The 22,710-nt window shown below is 68.3% G+C and carries 18 protein-coding genes and 3 pseudogenes; 9 read left to right on the forward strand and 12 right to left on the reverse strand.

The features are described 5' to 3' along the window. Positions 1-220 precede the first annotated feature (220 nt). From DCW30_RS27480 to DCW30_RS27500, 5 genes are read right to left on the reverse strand one after another with little or no spacing between them, the layout of a single operon-like run. Positions 221-1,462, reverse strand: a complete 1,242-nt coding sequence (locus DCW30_RS27480; RefSeq protein WP_076684120.1) for an amidohydrolase — start codon at positions 1,460-1,462, stop codon at positions 221-223. Continuing rightward, a complete protein-coding gene (locus tag DCW30_RS27485; RefSeq protein ID WP_076684121.1) occupies positions 1,459-2,250 on the reverse strand; it encodes an ABC transporter ATP-binding protein in 792 nt (263 codons plus the stop codon). The genes DCW30_RS27480 and DCW30_RS27485 overlap by 4 nt, the downstream gene beginning before the upstream one ends. Then, a complete protein-coding gene (locus DCW30_RS27490; protein ID WP_076684122.1) occupies positions 2,247-4,082 on the reverse strand; it encodes a dipeptide/oligopeptide/nickel ABC transporter permease/ATP-binding protein in 1,836 nt (611 codons plus the stop codon). The genes DCW30_RS27485 and DCW30_RS27490 overlap by 4 nt, the downstream gene beginning before the upstream one ends. After that, positions 4,082-5,077, reverse strand: coding sequence for an ABC transporter permease (locus tag DCW30_RS27495; protein ID WP_076684123.1), 996 nt, complete (start codon positions 5,075-5,077; stop codon positions 4,082-4,084). The genes DCW30_RS27490 and DCW30_RS27495 overlap by 1 nt, the downstream gene beginning before the upstream one ends. Then, a complete protein-coding gene (locus DCW30_RS27500) occupies positions 5,077-6,645 on the reverse strand; it encodes an ABC transporter substrate-binding protein (protein ID WP_076684124.1) in 1,569 nt (522 codons plus the stop codon). Before DCW30_RS27500 ends, DCW30_RS27495 begins: the two co-directional genes overlap by 1 nt. Before the next feature lie 123 nt (positions 6,646-6,768). Here DCW30_RS27500 and DCW30_RS27505 point away from each other — a divergent pair, with 123 nt between their 5' ends. The 3 genes from DCW30_RS27505 (at position 6,769) to DCW30_RS27510 (ending at position 10,084) form a co-directional block, all read left to right on the forward strand. After that, positions 6,769-7,833, forward strand: coding sequence for an Lrp/AsnC family transcriptional regulator (locus DCW30_RS27505; RefSeq protein WP_076684125.1), 1,065 nt, complete (start codon positions 6,769-6,771; stop codon positions 7,831-7,833). A 209-nt stretch (positions 7,834-8,042) separates the two neighbouring features. After that, a complete protein-coding gene (locus DCW30_RS37965) occupies positions 8,043-8,168 on the forward strand; it encodes a hypothetical protein (protein ID WP_257788568.1) in 126 nt (41 codons plus the stop codon). Beyond that, on the forward strand, positions 8,165-10,084 hold the full coding sequence (locus DCW30_RS27510; protein ID WP_076684126.1) for an acyl-CoA synthetase: 1,920 nt from the start codon (positions 8,165-8,167) through the stop codon (positions 10,082-10,084). Before DCW30_RS37965 ends, DCW30_RS27510 begins: the two co-directional genes overlap by 4 nt. Before the next feature lie 925 nt (positions 10,085-11,009). Here the strand turns inward: DCW30_RS27510 and DCW30_RS27515 are convergent. Further along, the gene (locus DCW30_RS27515; protein WP_076684127.1) at positions 11,010-11,567 is read right to left on the reverse strand and encodes a restriction endonuclease; all 558 of its coding nucleotides are present in this window, start codon (positions 11,565-11,567) and stop codon (positions 11,010-11,012) included. Positions 11,568-11,893: 326 nt separating this feature from the next. Between DCW30_RS27515 and DCW30_RS37665 the strand changes: the two are divergent. Then, positions 11,894-12,036, forward strand: a pseudogene (locus DCW30_RS37665) (IS5/IS1182 family transposase); the annotation flags it as partial. A gap of 83 nt (positions 12,037-12,119) precedes the next feature. Beyond that, positions 12,120-12,821, forward strand: a complete 702-nt coding sequence (locus DCW30_RS27525; protein WP_237283372.1) for a hypothetical protein — start codon at positions 12,120-12,122, stop codon at positions 12,819-12,821. 46 nt (positions 12,822-12,867) lie between these two features. Here DCW30_RS27525 and DCW30_RS27530 read toward each other — a convergent pair whose 3' ends face one another. Next, positions 12,868-13,806 carry a hypothetical protein gene (locus tag DCW30_RS27530; protein ID WP_076684129.1) on the reverse strand — a complete coding sequence of 313 codons (939 nt, stop codon included), beginning with the start codon at positions 13,804-13,806 and terminating at the stop codon, positions 12,868-12,870. A gap of 128 nt (positions 13,807-13,934) precedes the next feature. Between DCW30_RS27530 and DCW30_RS27535 the strand changes: the two are divergent. Next, positions 13,935-14,460, forward strand: a pseudogene (locus tag DCW30_RS27535) (transposase family protein); the annotation flags it as partial. Positions 14,461-14,698: 238 nt separating this feature from the next. Further along, positions 14,699-15,682, forward strand: coding sequence for a hypothetical protein (locus tag DCW30_RS27540; RefSeq protein ID WP_076684130.1), 984 nt, complete (start codon positions 14,699-14,701; stop codon positions 15,680-15,682). A 351-nt stretch (positions 15,683-16,033) separates the two neighbouring features. On the opposite strand, the gene DCW30_RS27545 is transcribed toward DCW30_RS27540, so the two are convergent. Next, entirely contained in the window at positions 16,034-16,642 is a 609-nt protein-coding gene (locus tag DCW30_RS27545; protein ID WP_206269286.1) for an HhH-GDP family DNA glycosylase, read from the reverse strand. A 118-nt stretch (positions 16,643-16,760) separates the two neighbouring features. After that, positions 16,761-17,477 carry a DUF4839 domain-containing protein gene (locus DCW30_RS27550; protein WP_076684131.1) on the reverse strand — a complete coding sequence of 239 codons (717 nt, stop codon included), beginning with the start codon at positions 17,475-17,477 and terminating at the stop codon, positions 16,761-16,763. A 354-nt stretch (positions 17,478-17,831) separates the two neighbouring features. Here DCW30_RS27550 and DCW30_RS27555 point away from each other — a divergent pair, with 354 nt between their 5' ends. Continuing rightward, the gene (locus DCW30_RS27555) at positions 17,832-19,280 is read left to right on the forward strand and encodes a hypothetical protein (protein ID WP_237283373.1); all 1,449 of its coding nucleotides are present in this window, start codon (positions 17,832-17,834) and stop codon (positions 19,278-19,280) included. Between the two features lie 66 nt (positions 19,281-19,346). Here the strand turns inward: DCW30_RS27555 and DCW30_RS27560 are convergent, their stop codons facing one another. The 3 genes from DCW30_RS27560 to DCW30_RS27570 all read right to left on the reverse strand — a co-directional run bounded on the left by DCW30_RS27560 (position 19,347) and on the right by DCW30_RS27570 (position 21,566). Further along, on the reverse strand, positions 19,347-20,435 hold the full coding sequence (locus tag DCW30_RS27560) for a tyrosine-type recombinase/integrase (protein ID WP_076684132.1): 1,089 nt from the start codon (positions 20,433-20,435) through the stop codon (positions 19,347-19,349). Between the two features lie 56 nt (positions 20,436-20,491). Then, positions 20,492-20,698 carry a helix-turn-helix domain-containing protein gene (locus DCW30_RS27565; RefSeq protein WP_076684133.1) on the reverse strand — a complete coding sequence of 69 codons (207 nt, stop codon included), beginning with the start codon at positions 20,696-20,698 and terminating at the stop codon, positions 20,492-20,494. A 238-nt stretch (positions 20,699-20,936) separates the two neighbouring features. Then, positions 20,937-21,566 carry a site-specific integrase gene (locus DCW30_RS27570; protein WP_076684134.1) on the reverse strand — a complete coding sequence of 210 codons (630 nt, stop codon included), beginning with the start codon at positions 21,564-21,566 and terminating at the stop codon, positions 20,937-20,939. 950 nt (positions 21,567-22,516) lie between these two features. Here DCW30_RS27570 and DCW30_RS37670 point away from each other — a divergent pair. Next, a pseudogene (locus DCW30_RS37670) lies at positions 22,517-22,700 on the forward strand (IS5/IS1182 family transposase); the annotation flags it as partial. Between the last annotated feature and the right edge of the window lie 10 nt (positions 22,701-22,710).

A 22,710-nucleotide genomic window follows, 5' to 3' on the forward strand; every position in this document is an offset into this window, starting at 1 on the left:
GTCGGTGCTGGTGTTCACGTGGACAGCCTCCAGCGGCCGATCTCTTGGCCGCCTGATCCGCCCGAGACCCACGTCCGGCACGTGCGTGCAGACGGCGTCGGGCCGTGCTATCGGTCCCGCAACGCCGTGAGGGCCGCGGCACGACGAGTTCCGGTGACCGCGTCGGCCGGGCCGGTCTCGTCGATGCTGTCGAGGTCGGCCTCGGTCGTCGCCAGGCCGCTCACGCCAGCCGGCTCAGGGCCGCCGACACCAGCGTTCGGACGCCGGGGACGAGGACCGACGGGTCGGGGGCGAACAGGGGGCTGTGGTTTCCCGGTACATTGCCGAACTTCTCGGCCCGGTCCGTTCCGGGGGCCGCCCCCCACACCGTGGGTGGGGTCGACGTCACGTACCAGTAGTCGTAGGGCACGCCCTCGGGCGCGAGGAGGGAGAAGTCCTCGCTGCCCATCGCCGGGCCGAAGTCGAACACCGTGTCCGCCCCGAACAGCTCGCGGTGCACGCCGGCGATCTCGCCGTCGAGGACGGCGTCGTTGACGGTGTTCGGGTACCCGGACCGGACCGTGACCTCCGGTGGGGCCGGGCAGCCGGCGGTCCGGCACTCGCCCGTGACGATGCGGCGGACGGCTCCGATGACGCGGTCCCGCACATGGGCGTCCTGAGTACGCAGGTTCAGGGAGAGCCGGGCCTCGGCGGGGATGATGTTGTGCTTCGTACCGGCATGGAACTGTCCCACCGTCAGGACCACCGAGTGTGCCGCCGCCACCTCGCGGGACACCACGGTCTGCAGGCGCGTGACGATGTAGGCGGCCGTCACCACCGGGTCGGTCGTCGACTCGGGACGAGAACCGTGACCGCCGACGCCGTGCACGACGACGTCGATGTCGTCGGAGGCCGACATGGTGAGACCCGGCGTGTGCGGATAGAAACCGGCGAGGCCGGGCGCGACGTGCTGGCCCAGCACCACGTCGGGAGGAGGGAAGCGGGTGTGCAGCCCGTCGGCGACCATGGCCACCGCCCCGCCGCCGGACTCCTCGGCGGGCTGCCCGACGACGACGAGTGTGCCCGACCATGCACCGCGGGCCGCGGCCAGCGTGTCCGCGGCTCCCGCGAGCCACGTGACGTGCAGATCGTGGCCGCAGGCATGCATCACGCCGTCGACGGTGGAGGCGTACTCGAGGCCGGTGGCCTCCCGCACCGGCAGTGCGTCCATGTCTCCGCGCAGCCACACGGTCGGGCCGTCACCATGGGCGAGGACGCCGACCACTCCGGTGCCGCCGACGCCTTCCGTCACGGCGTAGCCGGCCGCGCGCAGCCTCGAGGCGAGTTTCGCGGCTGTGCGATGCTCCTGGAAGGCGAGCTCCGGGTGGCGGTGGAGATCCTGGTAGAAGTCCTCCAAGGGGGCGGGCCGCAGGTCGGCGGTGATCTCCTGTGTGAGGCGGGCGACGGCGGTCGGTTCGCTCATGCCGCTTCCTCCTTCTTGTCGAATGTCGGCACGCTCGCCAGGAGACGGCGCGTATAGGGGTGTCGCGGGGACCGGTAGACGTCCCGCACCGGGCCCTGCTCCACCAGTTCGCCCTGACACAGGACAGCGACCTCGTCACTGACGTGGCGGACGACGGCCAGATCATGGGATATGAAGACCATCGTGAGGGTCAGGGAACGCCGCAGTTCCTCCAGGAGGTTGAGCACCTCGGCCTGTACGGAGGCGTCCAGCGCCGAGGTGATCTCGTCGGCGACCAGGACCTCCGGCCCCACGGCGAGAGCGCGGGCCACCGCGATGCGCTGGCGCTGGCCACCGGAGAACTCGTGCGGGTACCTCCCGGCCGCGGAGCCGTCCAGCGCAACGGTCTCCAGCCACCGTTCAACCGTCACCGCGTGCTTCCTGGCGTCGGCCCGCACGGGGTCGACGGCCTCGGCGATGGCCTCACCGGCCGTCATGCACGGGTTGAGTGAGGCGTACGGGTCCTGGGAGACGAGCTGCACACGACGGCGCACCGCGCCGAGCTCCCTCCGCCTGAGACCGGTGAGGTCCTCGCCGTCGAGGAGGATCCGGCCCGCCCGGGCCGGGTGGACGCCGACGATCGCCTTGGCGATCGTCGACTTCCCGGAGCCGGACTCGCCGACCAGGCCGAGGGTCTGCCCGGCCCGGACCCCGGTGGACACGCCGCGCAGCACCGTTCTCGCGCGCCTGCCGTGGCCGAAGGCGACGGTCAGTTCCTCGACGGCCAGCTTATGAGGGGATGAGATCATTCGGCCTGTACCTCCTGGCGTACGGCATGGCAGGCCACGTCGTCGATCAGACGCGGTCGTTCGGTCGCGCAGATCGTGTCGAGCACCACGGGACACCTGGCGGCGAAGGCGCAGCCGGACGGCCTGGCGGCGGGCGCCGGCGGACGGCCCGGGATCGTGGCGAGCGGTGCGCGGTCCCCCGTGCCGGTGTCCCGCAGCCGCGGGCTCGCAGCCAGCAGGGCCCGCGTGTACGGATGCCGGACGCGGCCCGCCCGCAGGTCGGCCGCGGAGAGCTCCTCGACGACCCGTCCCGCGTACATCACCACGATCCGGTGGCACACCGTGCCCACGACACCGATGTCGTGGGAGATGAGGAGCACGCTCGTACCGCGCCGACGGTTGATGTCCTTCAGGACGTCGAGGACCTCGGCCTGGACGGTCACGTCGAGGGCGGTGGTCGGTTCGTCGGCGACGATCAGCCGCGGCCCGGGCAGGAGGGCGGAGGCGATCATCGCGCGCTGCCGCATGCCGCCGGACAGCTCGTGCGGATACTGCTTCATGACCCGGGCGGGTTCCTTGATCCGTACCCGCTCCAGCGCCTCGATCGCCCGCCGGTCCGCCTCGGCCCCGCGCACGCCTTGGTGCACGCGGAGTGTTTCGGAGAGCTGACCGCTCATCCGCAGCGCGGGATTGAAGGAGGACGACGGGTCCTGGAAGACGACGCCGATCTCGGTCGCCAGACGCTTGGGGTCGGTTCCGGGGGCGGCCAGATCGAGGTCGTCCAGGGTCAGTTCCGCCGCGTGGGCGGCCAGCCCCTCCGGCAGGAGCCGGGCCACGCTCATCGCCGTCAACGACTTGCCGGAGCCGGACTCGCCCACGAGGCCGACGATTTCGCCGGGCATGACGTGGAAGGAGACGTCGTCGACGAGACGGGTACCGTCCGGCAGGACGACGGCCAGGCCGTCCACCGTCACCAGGGCTTCCCCGGGGGCCCGGTGCGAGGGCGCGGTGACGACGGGACGAGCCGCTGCGACCTTCGCCCTCCCCGCCCGGGGGTCGAGCGCTGCGGCGAGACCATCGCCGACGAAGCCCGCGAGGACTCCGGTGACGGTGATGGCCACCGCCGGGCCGATCGCCTCGGCGGGGTTGGTGTGGAGGGACGCCAGGCCGGAGTTGAGGAGCGAGCCCCAGTCGTAGTCCGGCGTCTGCACGCCGACCCCCAGGAAGGAGAGGCCGGACAGTGCGACGAGCACGTTCGCGAAGGCCACCGACAGGAGTACCAGCAGCGGCCCCGCGACGTTCGGCAGGAGGTGCCGGACGAGCACGCGGTACGGCGGTACGCCCATCAGTCGCGCCTGCGTCACGAAGTCGCGCTGTGCCACGGAGGCCGCCATGTTCGCCGTGAGCCGGGCGAAGGCGGGGGCACCGCCCAGGCCTATCGCCAGGACGGAGGCGGTGGGACCGGTGCCGAGGACGGTGGCGATCACCAGCGCCAGAATGAGCGCCGGATAGGAGATCATCACGTCGATCAGGCGCAGGCCCAGCTCGCGGACACGCCTGCCGGACACCCAGACGCCGGCGCCGAGCAGGATGCCGGTGACCGCGGCGATCGCGGTCGCGGCGAGGGTCATCTCCAAGGTGAGGCGGGTGGCGACCAGGGTCCGGGCCAGCACGTCGCGGCCGAGCGCGTCGGTGCCCAGCCAGTGCTCGGAACTCGCGTGCGCGCGAGCGGCGCCGCTCAGCGCGGTCGCCTCCTCCTCCGCGAGAAACGGCGCGACGATGCCGAGGAGGGTGATCAGTCCGAGGCCGGTGAGGGCTGTGACCAGGGGCGTGTTCCACCGTATGCGTCGCATCAGTGACCTCCCTTTCCGGCCAGGGTGCGGGGGTCGAGCAGCGCGAGTACGACGTCGACGAGCAGGTTGAGCAGGGCGGCGAGCAGCCCCAGGATCAGGACGCAGCCCTGGATGACGGGATAGTCGCGGACGAGGAGCGCCTCGACGACGCGTTGGCCGATGCCCGGCCAGGCGAAGACGGACTCGACGACGACCGTGCCGCCGAGCAGCCCGGCGAGGATCAGCCCGCCGAGGGTGAGCGTGGCGGTCAGCAGATTGGGCAGGGCGTGACGTGCGTACAGGCGCAGGGGAGGCAGGCGGCGGCCTCGCGCGGTGCGCATGTAGTCCTGGGCGAGGACGTGTTCGGCCTCCCTGCGCACGATGCGGGCCATGACGCAGGTGGCCGGCAGCACCAGGGCGGCGACCGGGAGCACCATCGACGAGACGGTCTCGGCACCCGCCGCCGGGAGCCAGCCCAGCTCGATGGCGAAGCCGAGGACGAGGAGGGTGCCGATGATGTACTCGGGTGTGGCACCGACCGTTCCGGTGACGAAGGTGAACGAACCGTCGGTGCGGCGGCTGCCGCGTGCCGCGACGGCGAGTCCGATCGGCACGGCGAGCACCAGTACCACCAGGACGGAGAGGAGTGCGATCTCGGTGGTGAAAGGCAGGCGGTCGCCGATGATCTCGGCGACGGGCTCCTGCGTCTGGAAGGAAGTACCCATGTGGCCCCGGAGGAGACCACCCGTGTACGTGCCGAAGCGTGTCAGCAGCGGCTGGTCGAGGCCGAGGTCGTGACGGGCCCGCTCCACGTCGACGGGCGTCGCTTCGGCGCCGGCGACCACGCGCGCCGGGTCGCCGGGGATGAGCTGCACCATCAGGAACGTGCCGGCGACGAGCGTGATCGCGACGGCGATGAGCCCGGCAAGACGCCGGACGAGAAGGGTGCCCCAGGGGCCGAGCGGTGTCGACCACCCGGTCTCCGCGGTCGTCCGCCGGGCCGTTGTCGCCGCCATCAGCCGGTGATCCGGAGCGTGGAGAGGGTCAGGGAGCCGCTGGGTGTCGCGAAGGAGATGGCCTTGCGGGTGACGTAGTGCACGTCGACCGTGGCCAGCGGGATCACGTCGTTGGCTTCGAGCAGCGCCTCCTGGGCCTTCTGCCAGGCGGCGCACTTGGCATTGCGGTCCGTGGTGGAGGTGGCGGCGACATAGTTCTCCGCGTACGCCGCGTTCTTCACCGCGCCGTAGTTGAGACCGCCCTCGGCCGGTTCCGGACCAAGGAAATAGGTGCCGCCGCGCGCGAGGGTGCCGGTGATCAGCGGGAAGACGGTGACGTCCCAGTCGCCCCGGTTGGCGGTGACGTCGGTGGCCCAGGTGGCGTTGTCGGCGTTGGTCAGCTTCACCTCGGCGCCGGCGGCGCGCAGGGCCTCGGCGACGTAGGAGTTGCCGGCGCCGCCGGCGACCGCGTTGGAGCCCTCCAGTCTGATCGGGACGCCCTTCAGGACCTGCTTCGCCGCAGCCGTGTCCGTCCTGGTCACCAGGGAGTCGTCGGTGGAGACGCAGGCCGCCTTGTCATCGACGTACGAGATGAGGGGCCGTCCGGTGCCGCCGAAGACGTTGTTGTACGCGTCCACGTCGACCGCCTGCGCGATCGCCTTGCGGACCTTCGGGTCGGCGCCCGGGCGCCCAGGACGCTGGTTGAATCCGATGTGGTTGCGGATGAGCGGCGTGGACCTGACCGTGAACGTGTCGTTGCCCGTGAACCGCGTGGCGTCCGTGCCCGTGAGGGGGGCCAGGTCGAGTGCGCCGGTCTGGAGCTGGTTGGCGAGGGTCGACTCGTTCTTCGAGATCTGGAAGCGCAGGCGGTCGGCCGGCTTCCCCGCGGGCATCGAGGCGAACCGCGGATACGCCTCGAAGCCCTTGCGCAGCCGCAGCTCGTACGAGGCCCCGCGCTGCGCCGTCGCCATCTCGTAGGGTCCGGTGGCCGCGCCCTTGACGGCGCCCTGAGCGAGCGCGGCGGCGCCCGCGTCGAGGCCGGCCTCGCAGACGATCCCTGCGCCGGTGCCGGACAGGCCGGCGAGGACCTCACCCCACGGGGAAGCGGTGGTGACGGTGACGGTGCCGGTTTCGTCGTCGCCGGTGATCGTGGTCCTGTCTCCCGCGTTCGCCGCGCCGAAGGTGAGCAGGGCACCGGCCGAGGTCGCACGGTAGCGCTTCAGGGACGCGACGACCTGCGAGGCGGTGAGTGCCGATCCGTCGGAGCAGGTCAGCCCCTTCTTCAGGGTCAGAGTGGTCTTCGTCGGCGTGGACGTCCAGGTGTCGGCGAGACCGGGGACGAAGGTACCGCCGTCGTCCTGTCCGATCAGCGGCTGGTACAGCAGCGACGTGATGACGTAGTCCGTCGCGCTCGCGCCCTTCGCCGGGTCGAACGACGTGACGTCGGAGGTGAAACCGATCTTGACGGTGCCCCCGCTCTCGTCTCCGCTCGATGAGGGGCCTCCGGCCGGGCCGGTGGTGCAGGCGGAGGCCAGGAGGGATGTGGCGGCGACCGTGACGGCGCCGGAGAGGAACCGCGGACGAGGCATGGAGGTCTCCCCAGGGCTGAGGACTGAGAGCGGGGTGGTGCTGCGGTGTGTTGCGGCATACAGAACAGGCCACTTCCCGACCGGCCCCGCAATTGCAAGAATCCACAACGGAAAGGTGATCGCATGCATGGATTCGCAGGCCCTCTCGGCCTGAAGGCGGGCGCCACCCCGCCCCGCGGAACACTCGATGAACTCGATCTCGCCCTCGTCAACGCCCTGCAGATGGCGCCTCGCGCCCCCTGGGCGCAGCTGGCCCGCCCGCTCGGCGTGGACGCCGCGACGCTCTCCCGGCGCTGGTCCCGGCTACGGGACTCCGGCGAGGCATGGGTCACCTGCTACGCGGCGCCTTCCCAAGTCACTTACGGCGCCCTCGCTCTGGTAGAGGTGTCGTGCGTACCGCAGGCCAGGGAAGCCCTTGCCGAGCAGCTCGCCCGACATCCGCAGGCGATGAGCGTGGAACTGGTGGCGGGATCGTGCGACCTGCTCCTGACAGTGGCCGCGGCGACCATGTCGTTGATGAGCGGGTACGTTCTCGCCCTCGGCCGTATCGAGACGGTGATCGCCACACGAACCCACTTGGTGCAGCGCGTGCACAGGGACGCCAGCGAGTGGCGGATGGACTCCCTCTCCCGGGATCAGCGACGAGACCTGGCGGAGACCGAGGACGGCGGCGCTCGTACCGCCGTGGCCACGCTCACGCCCGAGGACCGCGTCCTGCTGCTCGCCCTCACCGAGGACGGCCGCCGCTCCGTCACCTCGATCGCCGCCGAACTGGGCCGTCCGGAGTCGACGGTGCGACGGTCGCTGCACTCTCTGCTCCAAGGCGGCAGAGCGGTGCTGCGCTGCGACGCCGCCCACCTGTACGCGGGTTGGCGCAGCTCGGCGACGCTCTGGATGGCCGTGCCGCCCGCCCAGCTCCTGGCCGCGGGCGACGAGTTGAGCCGCCTGCGGAGCACTCGTATGGCGGCGTCGGTGTCCGCCGAGGCCAACCTGCTGAGCGTCGTATGGCTGCACGCCCTGGACGACCTCGCGCGCTACGAGGTCCAGGCCGCCGCCAGGATCACCTCCGTACGCGTGCTCAACCGGGCCGTGAACCTGCGCTGGGTCAAGCGCATGGGTCGCCTGCTCGGTGACGACGGCCGTAGCACCGGCTGTGTCCCGGTCGACCCGTGGCACCCGATCGCCTGAGTCACCGGCCCGCCGCAACCGCCCCCTTCCCGGGGGTACCGCCCGAATCGCTCCTTCCCGGGCCCGCGGCGGCGCTTTCCGGCACACGGCCCCCGGTGCAGGCGGATTCATGCAATCCGCAGGCCGTACGGGACCGGTCCCCGAGGCTGATGCCACCGCCGGACGACAGCCGACCCGACTCAGCCTCCGCGCGGGAAGGAGGCCACGCCATGCCCAGCGACACGCCCGGCGACGATGACCTCGTCAAGGTCGAAGCGCTGGTCAACGCCTTCACCGACACGCGGTCGGCCCCACCCACCCCTAACCAGCCCACCGTCGAGAGGCAGCTCCTGTGAACGCCCCCGCACCCGATCTGCTCTGGCCGGCATACGACCAGCCGGGCACCCTGACGACGATCGAGTCCATCGCGCTCGAGGACCGCGACCTGCCCGGTTCCACGTACGACGTACTGGCGCGCGCCGCCGCGTTGTGGCCCGACCGGCCGGCTCTCACCATGCTGCCCAGCGCGGAGCGGTGGACGCGCGGTGAGACCGTGTCCTTCGAGCAACTGCGCGATCAAGTACACCGCATCGCCAACCTCTTCCACCGACACGGCGTCCGCCGTACCACCGCCGTGGGCCTGCTCACCCCCAACGCCGGCCTGCTGCCCGCCACCCTCCTGGCCGCCCAGCTCGCGGGTTGCGCGGCGCCGGTCAATCCGGCGCTCGCCGCCGAGCAGGCCGAACGGCTGCTCCGTCTGGGCGGGGCAAGGGTCCTGGTCGCGGCCGGACCCGAACTCGACGCCGACGCATGGCGGACGGCCCGCACCGCGGCGGCATCGCTCCGCTGCACAGCGCTGTTCGCCCTGCGCCCCGTCGGCGCACCCGATCCCGCGCCCGAACTGGAACGGGTCGAGGGGGTCCACGTCGCCTATCTGCACGTCGAGGCGGCTGCCCAACCGGCAGAGCTCGATCCTGGCGTGGCGCCTCCCCAAGCCGGTGACCTGGCCGCGTACTTCCACACCGGCGGCACCACCGGCGCCCCCAAGCTGGCCGCGCACACCCACGCCAACGAGGTGACCGACGCCTGGATGATCGCGGCCAACAGCGTGTTGGACTCCGATTCCGTGCTCTTCTCCGGGCTGCCGCTGTTCCACGTCAATGCCTTGGTCGTCACCCTGCTGGCACCGCTGTTCCGCGGTCAGCACAGTGTGTGGACGGGGCCACTCGGCTACCGTGAACCGGCGCTGTTCGCGGTCTTCTGGAAGATCGTCGAGCATTTCCGGATCGCCACCATGTCCGCGGTCCCGACCGTCTACGCGGGCCTCGCCCGGGTGCCGCTCGACGCGGACATCACCTCGCTGCGCTTCGCGATCGTCGGCGCGTCCCCTCTGCCGCCGGCGGTACGTGCGGCGTTCGAGCTCCACACCGGCGTCCCTCTCTGTCAGGGGTACGGACTCACCGAGGCAACCTGCGGCAGCGCTCGCAGCTTCCTGCACGAACATCAGCGCCCGGAGGCCGCGGGCCAGCGCATGCCCTACCAGCAGGTGAAGACGGTACGGATCGACAGCGACGGCGACTGGCACGACCTCCCGCAGGGGGAACCGGGCGTTCTCGCCATCAGTGGCCCCACCGTCTTCCCCGGCTACGTCGTGGGCCACGACGACACCGGACCGCGCCTGGACACCCTCGGCAGTGTGCGCGACGGCTGGCTCAACACCGGCGACCTCGCGCGCGTGGATGCCGACGGATTCATCCACCTGCTCGGCCGCGCGAAGGATCTGATCATCCGCGGCGGCCACAACATAGACCCCGCCGTCGTCGAGGACGCCCTCCTCGCCCACCCGGCCGTCACCGGCGCAAGCGCCGTCGGACGCCCCGACCCCCACTCCGGCGAGGTCCCCGTCGCCTACGTCACCATCAGGCCCGGCACGACCGGCATCGGGCCCGACGAGTTGATCGCCTTCGCCGCACGGCACGTGCCCGAGCGAGCCGCGGCCCCCAAGGACGTCATCGTTCTGCCGGCGCTGCCTCTGACCGACATCGGCAAACCTTCCAAGGTCCCTCTGCGCCTCGACTCCACGCGGCGCGCGATCTCCACGGCCCTGGCCGGCCTCGGCGTCGCCGATGAGCAGATCCGATGTGAACTGGCGGATGGCAGCCCCATGGTTTCCCTGCCTCCCGTCGCCGACCCCGGCCAACGCCGCCGAATCACCACCCGACTCGCCCCGTACGACGTGAAGTGGGCGTTCACCGACCTCGGCAGCTCGTGAGACCTCCTGCCGTCACCTCCCCACCCGGGAGGCCACGCCGTCACTGCGGAGATACGCTCGTCAGCCCTCGGCGGCCTCGGCTCCGGAGCCCCCTGGCGACCCGAGATGCTCCGGACGAGCGTCACAGCAGCGTCAGGATTCCCGGAAAAGCGCGCCGTCGAAGCCGCCGTATCTCAAGAATCCGCAGGTCGGACAACCTATAGGGCTTGACCCAGTCTCTCGACCCGCTCCACGGGGAGAAACAGGTCAAGCCATCCACCCGGACCACGGAACCCCAGGTCAGGCTCCCTTTTCCGCAGGCTCCAGAATCGCCACGCACTCCACATGGTGGGTCATGGGAAAGATGTCGGCCTGGGAGAGTCTCGGAAAAGCCCAGTTCAGAGCCCCTTTTATGGCTCGCGGTACCGCGTGCTGGCGCCCAGAGCGTCAAACGAGCGTCATGACCAACAGTCCATTCCTCCTCCTCGGGACGGAACAGGTTGCCACGAGTAGCGCCCCCCCCCCAGCACGAGCCCTCGGATCATTGATCGCCAGGGCACTGGTGGACTACCACCTCGCGAGGGCAAGGACACCGGCATCGTCACCCCCTACGGGATCCAGGCGGAGGCGACGTTGGAAGCCTTGCGGGACGCGAAGAGCGACGGCCGCCCGCTCACGAAGATGGACACGGCCCACCGCATCCAGGGGTCCCGCAAAACGGCGCGGCCGGCGACCGGTAGGTCTTGCCCTGGGGACAGCGGGCACCGCCTGCCGCCGGGACAACCAGTACGGGGGGCGCTAGGGAATGCGCGAGTCCGCAGTGCACGCCCGCCAACCAACTGCTGCATGAGAGGCGATACGCAGCTGCGATCCGCAAGGGTTCGCGGATACGTAGTGGGCGAGCGTCAAGCAGGCGGGTTGGATCAGGGCCGATGCGCGGCGCAGCCTAGTGGCGGTACAGATTGGCTACTCCGCTGCGCAGCCATACATCGTATTCCTGAGTCCGGTGGACTCCAACGATCCGATCCAGATGCTCCTCGAACGCCAGCTCGACCGAGCCCAGCCCCGTATAGGAGCGCATCAGGGGTCCGTCTGCGCGCGGAGCAAGGTGCACGCACCCGATCCCGGGATTCCGCGCATTGCTTGCCCGGGACAGAGCAGCTTCGGAGAAACCACCCGCGGCGTAGAGCACTCCGCGGTCACAGCCGACGTCGAGCAGTTTGCCAACGAACTCGTCAATGGTCCCGATGCTTACCGGCCGCTTGTATCGCTTGGCTTCGATGGCAATCGTGATGTCTTGGCCGACAACCTGCCCGCTCACCAAGGCGTCGAGTTGTCGCGTGGCTCCGCTGACCAAGCCGGCCACGTGGGCGTCCGGTTCGACAGTGGCGCCTGAATCGAGGCTCTCGACGAGCTCGGCGACTTCTTGCTCGAAGTGCTGCCACGGCTCCTGCTTCTTCCCTCGAACCTGACCGCTCTGGCTCCCCGCTCCCTGTCGAATCACCGCCGCATGTTAGCCCGATCTTCGCCACCCTTCTGAGGAGTTGCCCTACTCAGGCCATTTTGAGGCTGCCCCTGCACCCTCGCAACGGACCGCGCGGCGCTCGACGCCGCGACCAAGGTGTTCAGTCCGAGCAGGGCCTCGGAGTATCGCCTCGTGGCTCTGCGGCTGCTCGGCGATTCGAGCAGGGGCGGCAACTACTGAACTGCAACGGGCAGCCCGCCCACGCCGACGGGCGACCCACGGCACCGGGACCGGCCTGCGCATCACCCGGTCGCCACTGGCCTGCCACGACAAGGCGTTCGACGACCTCACAGACCTGCCACATTCGCGATCAAGCCAAGATCCGTAGCCTCGGCGAACGCGCCATGGCATCCTCAAGTCTCGGCGGCTCCTGAAGAAAGTCCGCTGCAGCACCACCCGGATCACAGCCGCTGTCCGTGCCCTCGTTGCCCGCGAACTCGCCACCTGATCAGGATGGGAAGGGCTCCTTGCGGCGATGGCTGGTCGGCACGGTTACGGTCCGCTCGCAGGATGCTCGTAGGCTTGTATGCCATGACGACGCGGATAGCGGGGGATCAGGTGCTCAATCCGTGGACCCTCACGACCAGGAACGCACCGTACGCGGTCCCCGAAGACCTGCCGCACTTGCAAGCCCTCGCCGACACCCAAGTCCACCCCTCGCACGCGCCGTACCGGCTCAACCTGACACTCCCGCCGGAACCGTTCATCGGCCTCCACGACGCGCCCTTGGTCATGCTGCTGGCCAACCCAGGTGTGAGCGACGCAGACCCGGCCGCCTACGCCCGGCCCGGCGTGACCGAGCGAACCCTGCAACACATCGCAAACGCCGGCGGAACCCCCAACCACTTCCTGACGCACCCGGACAAGGACCATCCAGGACTCCAGTGGTGGTCCCGGACCCTGAACGGCCTGACGAAGCAGGGGCACAGTCACGACGAACTCGCCCGGCAGATCCTTGCCGTGCAGTTCCACGGCTACCATTCGCAATCGTGGCGGCCGATCCCGTACACACTGCCCTCCCAGTCCTTCGCCTTCTACCTGGTGCGCCGCGCCATGTCCCGTGACGCGGTGATCGTCCTCGGGCGCATCGCGGCCACCTGGAAGATCGCCGTGCCGGAGCTGGCGTCGTATCCGAATGTGGTGACGCCGAAACAAAACCGGAGCGTGCGGATCAGCCGGGGCAACTTCAGCCCTGAGAACTTCGAGCGGATCGAGCGAGCCCTCAAGAGCTGAGCGCGCACCGCGGTGCGGTGCGGTGCGCGCTCAGGGGGAGGGGCGGTCAAAGGTTGGCACGCGCTTCGGCCAGCTTCACGTCCGCCGCACGCATCTCCCCGCATGCCTGCGGGTGCTTCTGATCCATCTCCTCAAGCCGTACCGGCGACTTGGACAGAGCCGTGGTCGCCTTCAGGTCCAGTTCGGCGTCGAACTCGTAGGGCTTTTGCGAACCGATCGGCGCCGGTCGCGGTGACGACTTCACATGCGCCATCGCCGCGATCTTTCCTTCGACCCCGCCGAAGTAGATCCACAGCCGGTCGCCGTCCCTCATCTGCTTCAGCGGCTTCCCGAGCCACCACTCGGTCGGACCGGAGTCTTCGCGCGCCAGCCTCGCGACCCGCGCTGGGGTGGAGGGGCCGTTCTCGATCGTGTCGCGCTCCGGGACCAGGCAGTACAGCCAGTCCCGAGGGCCGACGACCTGGTAGACAGCGCGTCCGCCTCGGTTCGGAATCTTTTCCAGCACCTCCTGCTCGGCCAGCGCCCGCAGCAATGCGCGGGCCCGCTTGTCATCGGTCTCCCAGCCGTAGCTGTTCATGGTGGCGACGACGCGGGCCGTGTCCCACTCTCCCTCCTCGCTGGTCACCCGGCTCTCCAGCACCTCCACCTGGGTCAGCCGTGTCTGAGTGCGTGGCCGGCCGTGCCGTTCCAGCAGGTCGTACAGCTTCGCCGCGCCCATGCTCGCGGCGATGCCGAGCGCGCTCCGGTCCACGGTGCCACTTTCGTCGACCGCCACGATGGCCCTCTCCCGCCAATCCTCCAGGCCCTCCAGCAACCTGGTCACGGCTTCGATGTCCCGCCACAGGTCATGAGGCGCGGCCTGCTCCGACAGCAGCACCTTGTCTTGCAGTGCGGCGCGCACCACTCGGGCGAGCTGGTCGGAGGAGATGACGACGCTCTCCTGGCTTCCGTCGTCACCGAAATTAAAGTCAACCCGCGTCGCCATGGCGACTCCTCTTCTCTGGATTGGAGAGGAGGTTACATTCCGCTTCTGTCGGCGCGCCACCGCTTCGACAGCACTGGGCAGTTGGGCAACCCGAAGCGACCGGTCAGGTCGCGGGCGCGGCCCGGCGCGAGGCCATCGAGGTCCTGGCCGCCCGCACCCCGACCCTGGCCGAGGCCACGAAGACCGCCACAGCCAAGGCATGCGTCACCCTGAACGGCACACTGCTGCCCATCGACAAGATCACCGTCGACACCCCTACTACTCAGGCAAACACAAACGGCACGGCATGAACGTTCAGGTCCTCACATTAGGCGGACTGCTGTGGGTCTCCCCGGCCCTACCCGGCTCCCCCAAGACCTGACCGCTGCCCGCTAGCGCGGGATCGTCGACGCACCCGCCGCCGCGGGAGTGAAGTGCTGGGCGGACAAGGCGTACCAAGGCGCCGGACGGCACATCCGAGTCCCCTTCCGGGGCCGTCGGCTCAAGCGCTGGGAGCGACGGCGCAACAGCAGCCACGCCAAGATCCGGGGCGTCGGCGAGCAGGCCACGGCCGTCTTGAAGGGCTGGCGCCTCCTGCGGAAGCTCCGCTGCGGCACCAACCGGAGCACCGACTTCGTGAAGGCCGCCCTCGTCCTTCACTATGCCTCAACGTGAGGTTAGGAAAGGCTCACTGGCATTCCCAAGCACTTCTGTGGCAGGCTTCCGCGTGCCAGCAACGGGGTCTCGCTCGTAGCCAGATCACCAGCTGCGCTTCAGCCAAGGAGTCTGCGGACGCACCCGGACCACCGGCTTGTCTCTCACCTCATCTTTCACGTAGTAGGCACGAGCCTGCGGCGGTGTTCCCTGCCGTGCTCGCGCTCGATGCCCGCGCGCACCACTCGGAGGCTCAGCCATGCCGGCACGTTCCGCACCGTCGCATCTCTTCTTCCTGATCCAGCCCAAGGGCAACGGCGCCATCCTGTTCAGCATGCGGGGGACACCCCGCGGACCGGAGCTCTCGAAGATCGGGACGTTCGAGGATCGCGACGAATCCCAGCTGCTCACCCTCACGCTCAATGCGGCTCTCCAGGGAGGAACAGGCGCCCTCGCGGAGGTTCACCGGTGTTCGGCTTCCCTGCCTGGCCCCCTCAGGAGGGCAATCACTGACATCGCGAGGGAGATCAAGGACGCAAATGGTGACGCCCCACGGGCCGAGGCTGCGCGCAGAACCGCGCGGGCCGTTATGGAGAGTCTGGGACAGCGCAACGCGGCCGCGTTCTCGCTTTTCAGCGCTACCGACTGCGGGAGCTGCCCGAACTGCGGCTGCACTGTGGACGAGGACTGCGCAAAGTGCGCTGTCTGCGACTCGTCCCCCCGGGGGCGCGGCTGCGAGGACTGCAGTGGCGTTGGTGTAACGCCCAGGACCGCATTCGTTCTCCATCGGCAGCTGAAAGACCTTGCGGACAAGACGTACCTCGCCGCTTATGACCCCGACTTTTGGGAGTACAGCGTTCCGGTCAGCGCTGGGGCCCAGTCGAACTGGTTTTTGCTTCACTGCGCTCGCGCCTACGACGACCTCGCGGCCGATCTGCTCGCCGGTGGCATCCCGGAACCACGCTGCCTTGCCGAGAGCGTGCTGTTCGGCCATGCCGTGAACAGCATCGGCGGGTTCAGTATCGAATCCGTCTGCGCGGACGAGGTCTACCAAACTCTTCCGGCCTCTCGGTTCGACTATGACTGGGAGTTCCTCGCTAATGAGAGCGGGCTGCTCAACGTCAGCGACAGGGCGCGCGACGTCCTGGAAGCAGACGTGGCCGAAGACGACCTGTGGGACGAGTGGTTCAAGCCTTACACCGACGTCGAGCCCCGGGGCACGACCCACGGGTTCCGCTGCTGACGTTCGCCCGGACCCGAGCCATGGCCGGGACGGGCGTCCAGTCCGCTCGACTGAACGCCCGTCCACGGGGTCCGGCTCGCCTGCTCCGTGGTGCCCTTGGCCGCCGGGATCGGGCAGGTCTCGCGACTCCAGCCACATAGCGAATCGAACAGGTGACCCAACGCGCGGGATCACGGTACTTGCCCAGGCCGCAAGACGGTTCCATCTGGCCTCGATGGTGCCGCCGCAGGATCTTCGCTAGCTGATGGGAGGAGAGGGCCGGAGACATGGTCCGCGAACTCGGCCGCGCATCGTCCACGAGCGATCAGCCTCCTGTAACCCGCACCTACAACGGCCAGGCCCGCTGGGTGGCTACGTGGCCTTCGACCTATGCCGCCAAACGGCATGCTCCAGCCCGCCTTTGTCGTGCCCGAGAAGCGCTGCGGCTTCCTCATACACGGCGCGCAACTGGTCGTATGGGAGGTCCGGAACACCCGCATCCACGGCGAAGGCACGCAGATGTACGTCAACGGCGACGTGCGAACGGCCAACGAGATTGCCTATGTAGTCGATGCTCTTCGGCCCCACTCCCTTCACCGTGCGCAGAGCGGCGCGATTGGCCTGATGATCGAGCCAGGCGTGAAGGTCCTCGCGGGTATCGACCCCGTCGGTAGCGAGGAGGTCGGTGATGGCGTGAGCCGTCGCGACCTTCTGTGCGTGGTTGAACTTCATGGCCACGGCGAGGTCTTCCGTGACGAGCCGGCGCTGGAATCCGCGGACTGTTCTTGCATCAGCCCAGCTCAGTTGCAAATGGAGGAGCCGCGGTCGGAGAGTCCTCTCGTAGTTGCACCGTGGCTGGAAGCTGACGTCGCAGATGACAGCACCCATGTGGGACCATCCGCCGGGCTGGAGAAACGGTCCGCTGCCAAGGGAATGTCGAACGTGGTCGGCGAGCCGTTGGGCAGGGCTGGATGCGAGCATGGGTCAAGGATGGCGCTGCCGTTTGGCAAGCTGGTGGGAAAGTCCAAAACTCTCGAATGTATGGAGCAGCCGTTCCCTTGGGCAGCTCCCTCGATGATGGGAAGGCTGGCCATCTCGGCTACCGGGTCTCCGTCGAGACCGGGGCGAGTCGGAATAGGCACTGGGCCGTGTTGAACTCGATCACCTCGGCGATAAAGCGGAACTTGTCGCCAACGGCAACGGTGGCAGGGACCTCCTTGCCGGTCAGGTGGAGGTTGCCGGTGTTGACGTCCTCGTACTTGAAGTTCGGGCCGTCCGTCGTCTGCCGCCCCTTGTCGCCCGGGCCGAGAAGGAAGTCGTAGCGGGTCTGGTCATCCGCGTGGGCCGCCATGTGCCTGATTGACCCGTCGAAGGCGACCGTCTGCCCCTCGTGCTTGGTTGCGAAGTTCACGTTCGCTTCGCCACACGGATCCGCCTTCAACAACGTTGCGAACTCGGGACTGTTCTGCGCCGTGATCACCTCAGCGGTGGTCGGCTCGTTTGCGGGCGGCGTAGCGGAAGGCTCCTCGCTGGCGGCCGGCGACTTGGCTGACGCGCCCTTCTCCTCGTCGTCGTCGCCGAGCGCAACGCCCGTGCCGATGATGGCGGCCAAGACCACGAGGGCGGCAGCCCCCGCCCCGATCAGACGCCAAGGCAGTGGCCTCTTCGGCCGACGGAAGTTGAGGGTGGTGCGAAGTCTTCCTGGGAGCTGCTCCACGAGCTCCCATCCGTCCTTACGCATCTTCGAGATCACCAAACCGTCGGTGCCCCGAACCGTCTGCACGACCTTGTACTCGTACCTGATCTCATCGGCCATGCGGCTCTCCGCCCCCCTGAAGCGAACTGGTCATACCAACTGGGCGCGAGCATAGATGACTCCGCGAGAGACGAACGTCGCCTTCGGCCCTTGTTCTCCTGCTCGACCGGGTCGTTCGCTGCCGCCCCAGGGCAGCGCGTCTCGGTTGCGGATGCAGGACATCAAGACGATGTCGAACAGCAATTCCGGGCAGACCTGTCCTGTGGAGGATCAGCGGGGCTTTACACCAGACGTCGTCGGCCGTGGTCAGGTTCGACCTTGGCACCACTCGTTTGAGGAGCCAACGCACCTCGGTCGCCGCCCTCCCCCTTTACCTTGACAATCCCATCTGCACCCTCGAGTGGAGCCGGAGTGGTGAAGTACGCAGTGTCTGCACCGCAGGCCGACTTGCTGCGCGAGCTCGCGGCAGTCTCCGATGCAGTGCACGTTCCACCCGGCCGTACACAGGTCGCCTGGGCGCTGGAGCAACGGGGGCTGATCAAGAGGACCTGGCGCGGCAGTGGTCACGTCGCCGTGGTGACTGCGGACGGCCGCTACTACCTCAAGCACGGCAAGCATCCCCGGCAGGTCCAGGCGGAGAAGGAGCGGCTGGCGGGTGACAGTGCTCAAGCTGCGCTCGCCCCAGCCGGCGGGGCTGAACTGGTCTCCCGTCTGCAATCGGCATCAGGGACGATCACGGTTGCTGATCCTGCGCCTCGGACCCGGGGGCGGTGGCGGGCCGCCTATTACGACGCACTCCACCACGGACACGTCCCGGAAGGTCACAAGGTGCGGTGGAACGGTCGCCAACGTGGCGACTGTCTCTTCACCCTGGTCAACGAAGAGGCCGAGAAGGCTGCACAGCCTCCTCCGGTGCCGAGCATCGACGTACCGGAAGTTCTGGATCGACCTCACCCTCTCGTCCGTGCGACGCGTAAAGCCATGGGCCGCTCCCAGGGCACGGTCGACACCCGCGGCAGAGCGGAGGCCATCCCCTTGCATGTGTCGCGTCCGCTTGCCGACCGCGCCCTACGGATCATGCACGCGCTGCTGACCGAAGCCGAGAACCGCGGCTACACAGCTGAGCCTCAAACCGACCTCCAACGTGGCGAAGCCCTGCACACACTGGCGATCGTGATCCGGGGCCGAGCCTTTCCCGTCCTCCTCACGGAACGGACGACCAAAGTCCCTCACGAACCGACTCCGAAGGAGGTACGCCAAAAGGAGCGCAATCCCTGGATCCGGCTCCCCAAGTACGACGAGGAGTTCAACGGACGCCTCGCCCTCGGTGCACCCGCCAAGAGCCGGTACCAGCACTCGTATGCGCACAGCGACGGGGCGCGCTGGACGCTGGAGTCGCGCCTGGGTCTCTTCCTGCAGGACCTCGAACATCTCGCTGCTGAAGGCGAACGCCGGGACCGGGAGCAGGAACTCCTCGAAGCCGAGCGGCGGCGCCGGTGGTACGCGGCTATCGCACAGGCGCGTGAGCAGCAGATCGATCAGCAGCGTGCGAAGGTGCTCGCCGAACAGATGAGTGCTTGGAATCAGGCTGTCGAGATCCGCGCCTTCTGCCAGGCAGCCCGTGCTCGAGCTAGCAATGCTCCGATTCCGGCCGGCGAGGCGGAATGGCTGCAGTGGGCGGAGGCGTATGCCGCACGGCTCGACCCGCTGCCCCGCGCGCTTGTTGCTCCGCCGGATCCCCCGGCCAGGCGGGAGGTTCTGCGCGAGCTCACAAAGGCCGATGTCTACGCCTATCCGTGGCCGTTCGACGCTGATGGCCGCTGGGTGCTCCCCCAGGAACAGCCGGCCGACTCGAACTCGTGATCGTGACCGCGTTCTGCTCGCAACCGGCTTCGCCCCTGTCCAAGCAGGACAGGGGCGAAGGAACGTTTATGCGGCGATCGTGAGCGGGGTTTCCATCCGCTCCCAGGCCCCGAGGACGGCCTTGTGCGCGTCCGGCTGCAGGTGGGCATAGCGCTGGGTGGTCTGGAAGCTCTCGTGGCCGAGGAGGTGCTGGACCTCGTAGAGGGAGACCCCTTTCTGCACCAGCCATGAGGCGCAGGTGTGGCGCATAGAGTGGGGCGGATAGTGCGGGACGAGCTGCTGCTCCCCGTCGTCATCGAAGTAGTGAGCGTTTTCGATGGCTGGCCACCAGGTCTGTCGGCGCCAGTTACCGTCATCGAGGAGCCGTCCGGCCCTGCCCTTGGTGACGGTGGTGAAGACCACGGCGTCCCGGTCGAGCCGGTAGATGTGACGTTCGACTGCTTCCAGGACATGGGCCGGGAGCGGGACCTCCCGGCGGCTCCTGGAGCTCTTGGGATACTCCTTGATGCCCCTCTTGGTGTTGACCTCGACCACGAAGAGGCGCGAGCGGCGCTGGTCGATGCGGTGACGGTGAAGGCCGGAGAGTTCGCCCCAACGCAGTCCGGTGTAGACGCCCAGCAGGCACATCGTCTTCCAGGGGGCGGGAAGCTCGTCGAGGATGCTCTGCGCCTGGTCGGTCGTGAACCACTGCGGCGGTTTGACGGCGATCTGGGGCAGGTCGATGCGGCGGCACGGGCTCAACGCGATCACATCGTCATCCACGGCCGCGCGCATGATGGACGAGGTCAGGTTGTACGCCCGCTTGATCGCGGCAGCGCCCACGCCCTTCTCCACCAGGGAGCGGATCCAGCTCTGGACGTCCATGCGAGTAACGGCCCGCATCTCCCAGTCCGCCCAGTGGGGCATGACGTGGTTTTTGATGGTGGAGGCGTCGCCGCGCAAAGTGTGGGGCTCAACGATGCGGGCGTCCCACCACCTGTCGTGCCACTCACGGAACGTGATCTCGCCGGCCCGCGGGTCGCGCATGCCTCCGCGGGCGGACTGTGTCTCCATCTCGATGCCCCAGGCGCGGGCCTGCGCCTTGAGGGGGAACGACTCGCTGTACCGGTCTCCTGCCCGGTTGCGTACGGTCGCCTGCCAGTTGCCGGACTTCAACTTGCGCAGGTACAGGTTCTACTCCTCGTTCGACGACGGGGCCGCCATGATCGGGCTCAGCGGCGCGTTGTCGGCATGACAACGGCGCGACGGCTGAGGAACTCGTCAAGGCTGGCTGCGGGGACCCGCACACGGGAGCGGCCTGGCCCGGTGCGGAGGTCGACGACAGACAGGTCGCCGGCTGCGATGAAGCGATAGACGGTTCGACGGTCGACGTCCAGGGCGGCGGCGACGCTGGGTATGGACAGCAGGCGTGCGGACATAGCGGGGCCTCGAAATACTGGGGAAGGACTGGGCGCCCGACGAGACGGCCATCAGCGCGTCGGCCGGTGTAAGGGGCGGCCAAGTAACCCTGTCGGGGGGTGAAACGCGTGGGAGAGCCTCGGCCGAACGGAGGTCGATCACACGGCGGCTTCATCGCGCTCAGGAGTTCATACCAAGAGGGCGGTTGTGCCCCACGCGCCCCGCGCTCTGGACCTCGGCCAGAGCGCGGGGCGAAATTCACGACTTCGGTGATTCTGGAAGACCCGTGACGTCCACCAAGCGGTCCCAGTCGATCTCGGCGTCTTCCACACGAAAGCAGTGGGGGTAACGCAGGGCCAGCCAACTCGGAGTCACACCGGCCAACTCAGCAACCTCGAAGGGTGAGATGCCCATCCCGAGCCACTTCACCAGGCAGGACTCCCGGAGAATGGAGATGGGCTCCCCCAGGCGCCACGAGTACCGCTCGTCCCGTGACAGAACGGCCTCTTGGGCCTGCTCCCATACCTGCTGGTACACAGGAGTCGAGGCTGTACGTCCGCGCAGGTCGGGAAACAGGAGATCGTTCTCCCGCAGGTTGGCCTCGCTTATCCATGCGCGCAGAAACTCGACGGACTGCGAGCGGAGGGGGACCTCCCTCGCTTTCCCGCTGTAGCGGACGGTCAGCTTACCCAGACTACGCTCCGGGAGCACCACGTCGCTCGCTCGCAGCTCACGGGCTTCGCCCGGGCGCAGAGCCTGTTCGGCCACCACACGCATGAAGGGGTACACCGAACGTTCAACACCCTCCCTTCCACGCACCCACTCAAGCAGCGCTCGAACCTGCTCCTCGGAATACAGCCACTCTTCTTCCATGACTTCGACCGACATACTTTTTGAACTCCTTACGGGAACGACGGAACACACCCGCCAGATCAGCGGGTAGTTCAATGGTCTGGAGAAACGCCGGTTTGGCTAACCGGCGATCGTCGGCTATGTTGCGCCCGACTCGGTACTCCCGACGCCCTGGCGCACACACGTGAAAGCAGCGCGTAGCCGCGCTGCTGCGGACTGTTCTAGGTTTGCTTGCTTCGGCGCGTCATTCCAGTCAATTGCGCCCTCAACGTGTCTGCCGTCGGCGAATCAGCACAATCAAGCACCGCGTTGGGGTACTGCACCAGCGCCGGGCAGTGAGGAGCCAGGGACAGAGCAGGCGCCTTCTAAGCGCCTGCTCTATCACTCTGAGCGGGACCTCGCCCTGCCTCAGCAGGCAAACGCCTCACCGTCGAGGGAATCGGCATGCCAGGCTCCGAGCTGAGGTCCAGCGCGCGCCTCCGACAGCTCCCCCTTGGCTGCGCGCCAGAGTCCGAGAACCCAAGGAAGACAGCCGATGTCCGTGGAGTTCTTCGTCGAACCTCACCCCGGCTAGAGCGCGACTCTCACCGGACGGCTGCGCACCCATTTGAGGGTTTTCGATCTCGACTACCGCTACCGCCAGTTGGACGCCACACACATCGCGGCCACGAACCACGACCTCAAGACCACTCCCATTAGGGACGTATCCCACTGGCTCTACAACAAAACAGAGGGCGGGCGATTCCAACACCATGGGAAGCGCTCTGTATCGGGGCCTTGCCGCCGACAAGTGGTACGTCAACGGATGGCACACCCCGCAGGTGGAAGGCTGAGGCGAGCTGACGCCAGCAAGCAACTTGGGTAGACGGTATGACGACTCTGGTCCGCAGCTCAAACACACGCTGAACTGCGGACCATGGCTTATGCCGCAGCTCTATACGCGGCGGAGACCTCTACTGCTCGAACCCGAGCTACGGCGTCAAGGCGTCCCGCCGGCCCACGGACAGATTGGACGTCCCCGTCGCAGACGAATCGCTATTCGCCGACAGCGGCTACAACCACGACGTCTACCGCGACCAGGTTCCTGCCCGAGGCATCGTTCCAGCCATCGCTCGACGCAGACCCCTGCACGGTGCTGGCCTGGATATCTACCGGTGGGTGCTCGAGCGCATCCGGGCCG

The organism is Streptomyces alfalfae (genome assembly GCF_004127445.1).
In the GTDB taxonomy this organism is placed as follows: domain Bacteria; phylum Actinomycetota; class Actinomycetes; order Streptomycetales; family Streptomycetaceae; genus Streptomyces; species Streptomyces alfalfae.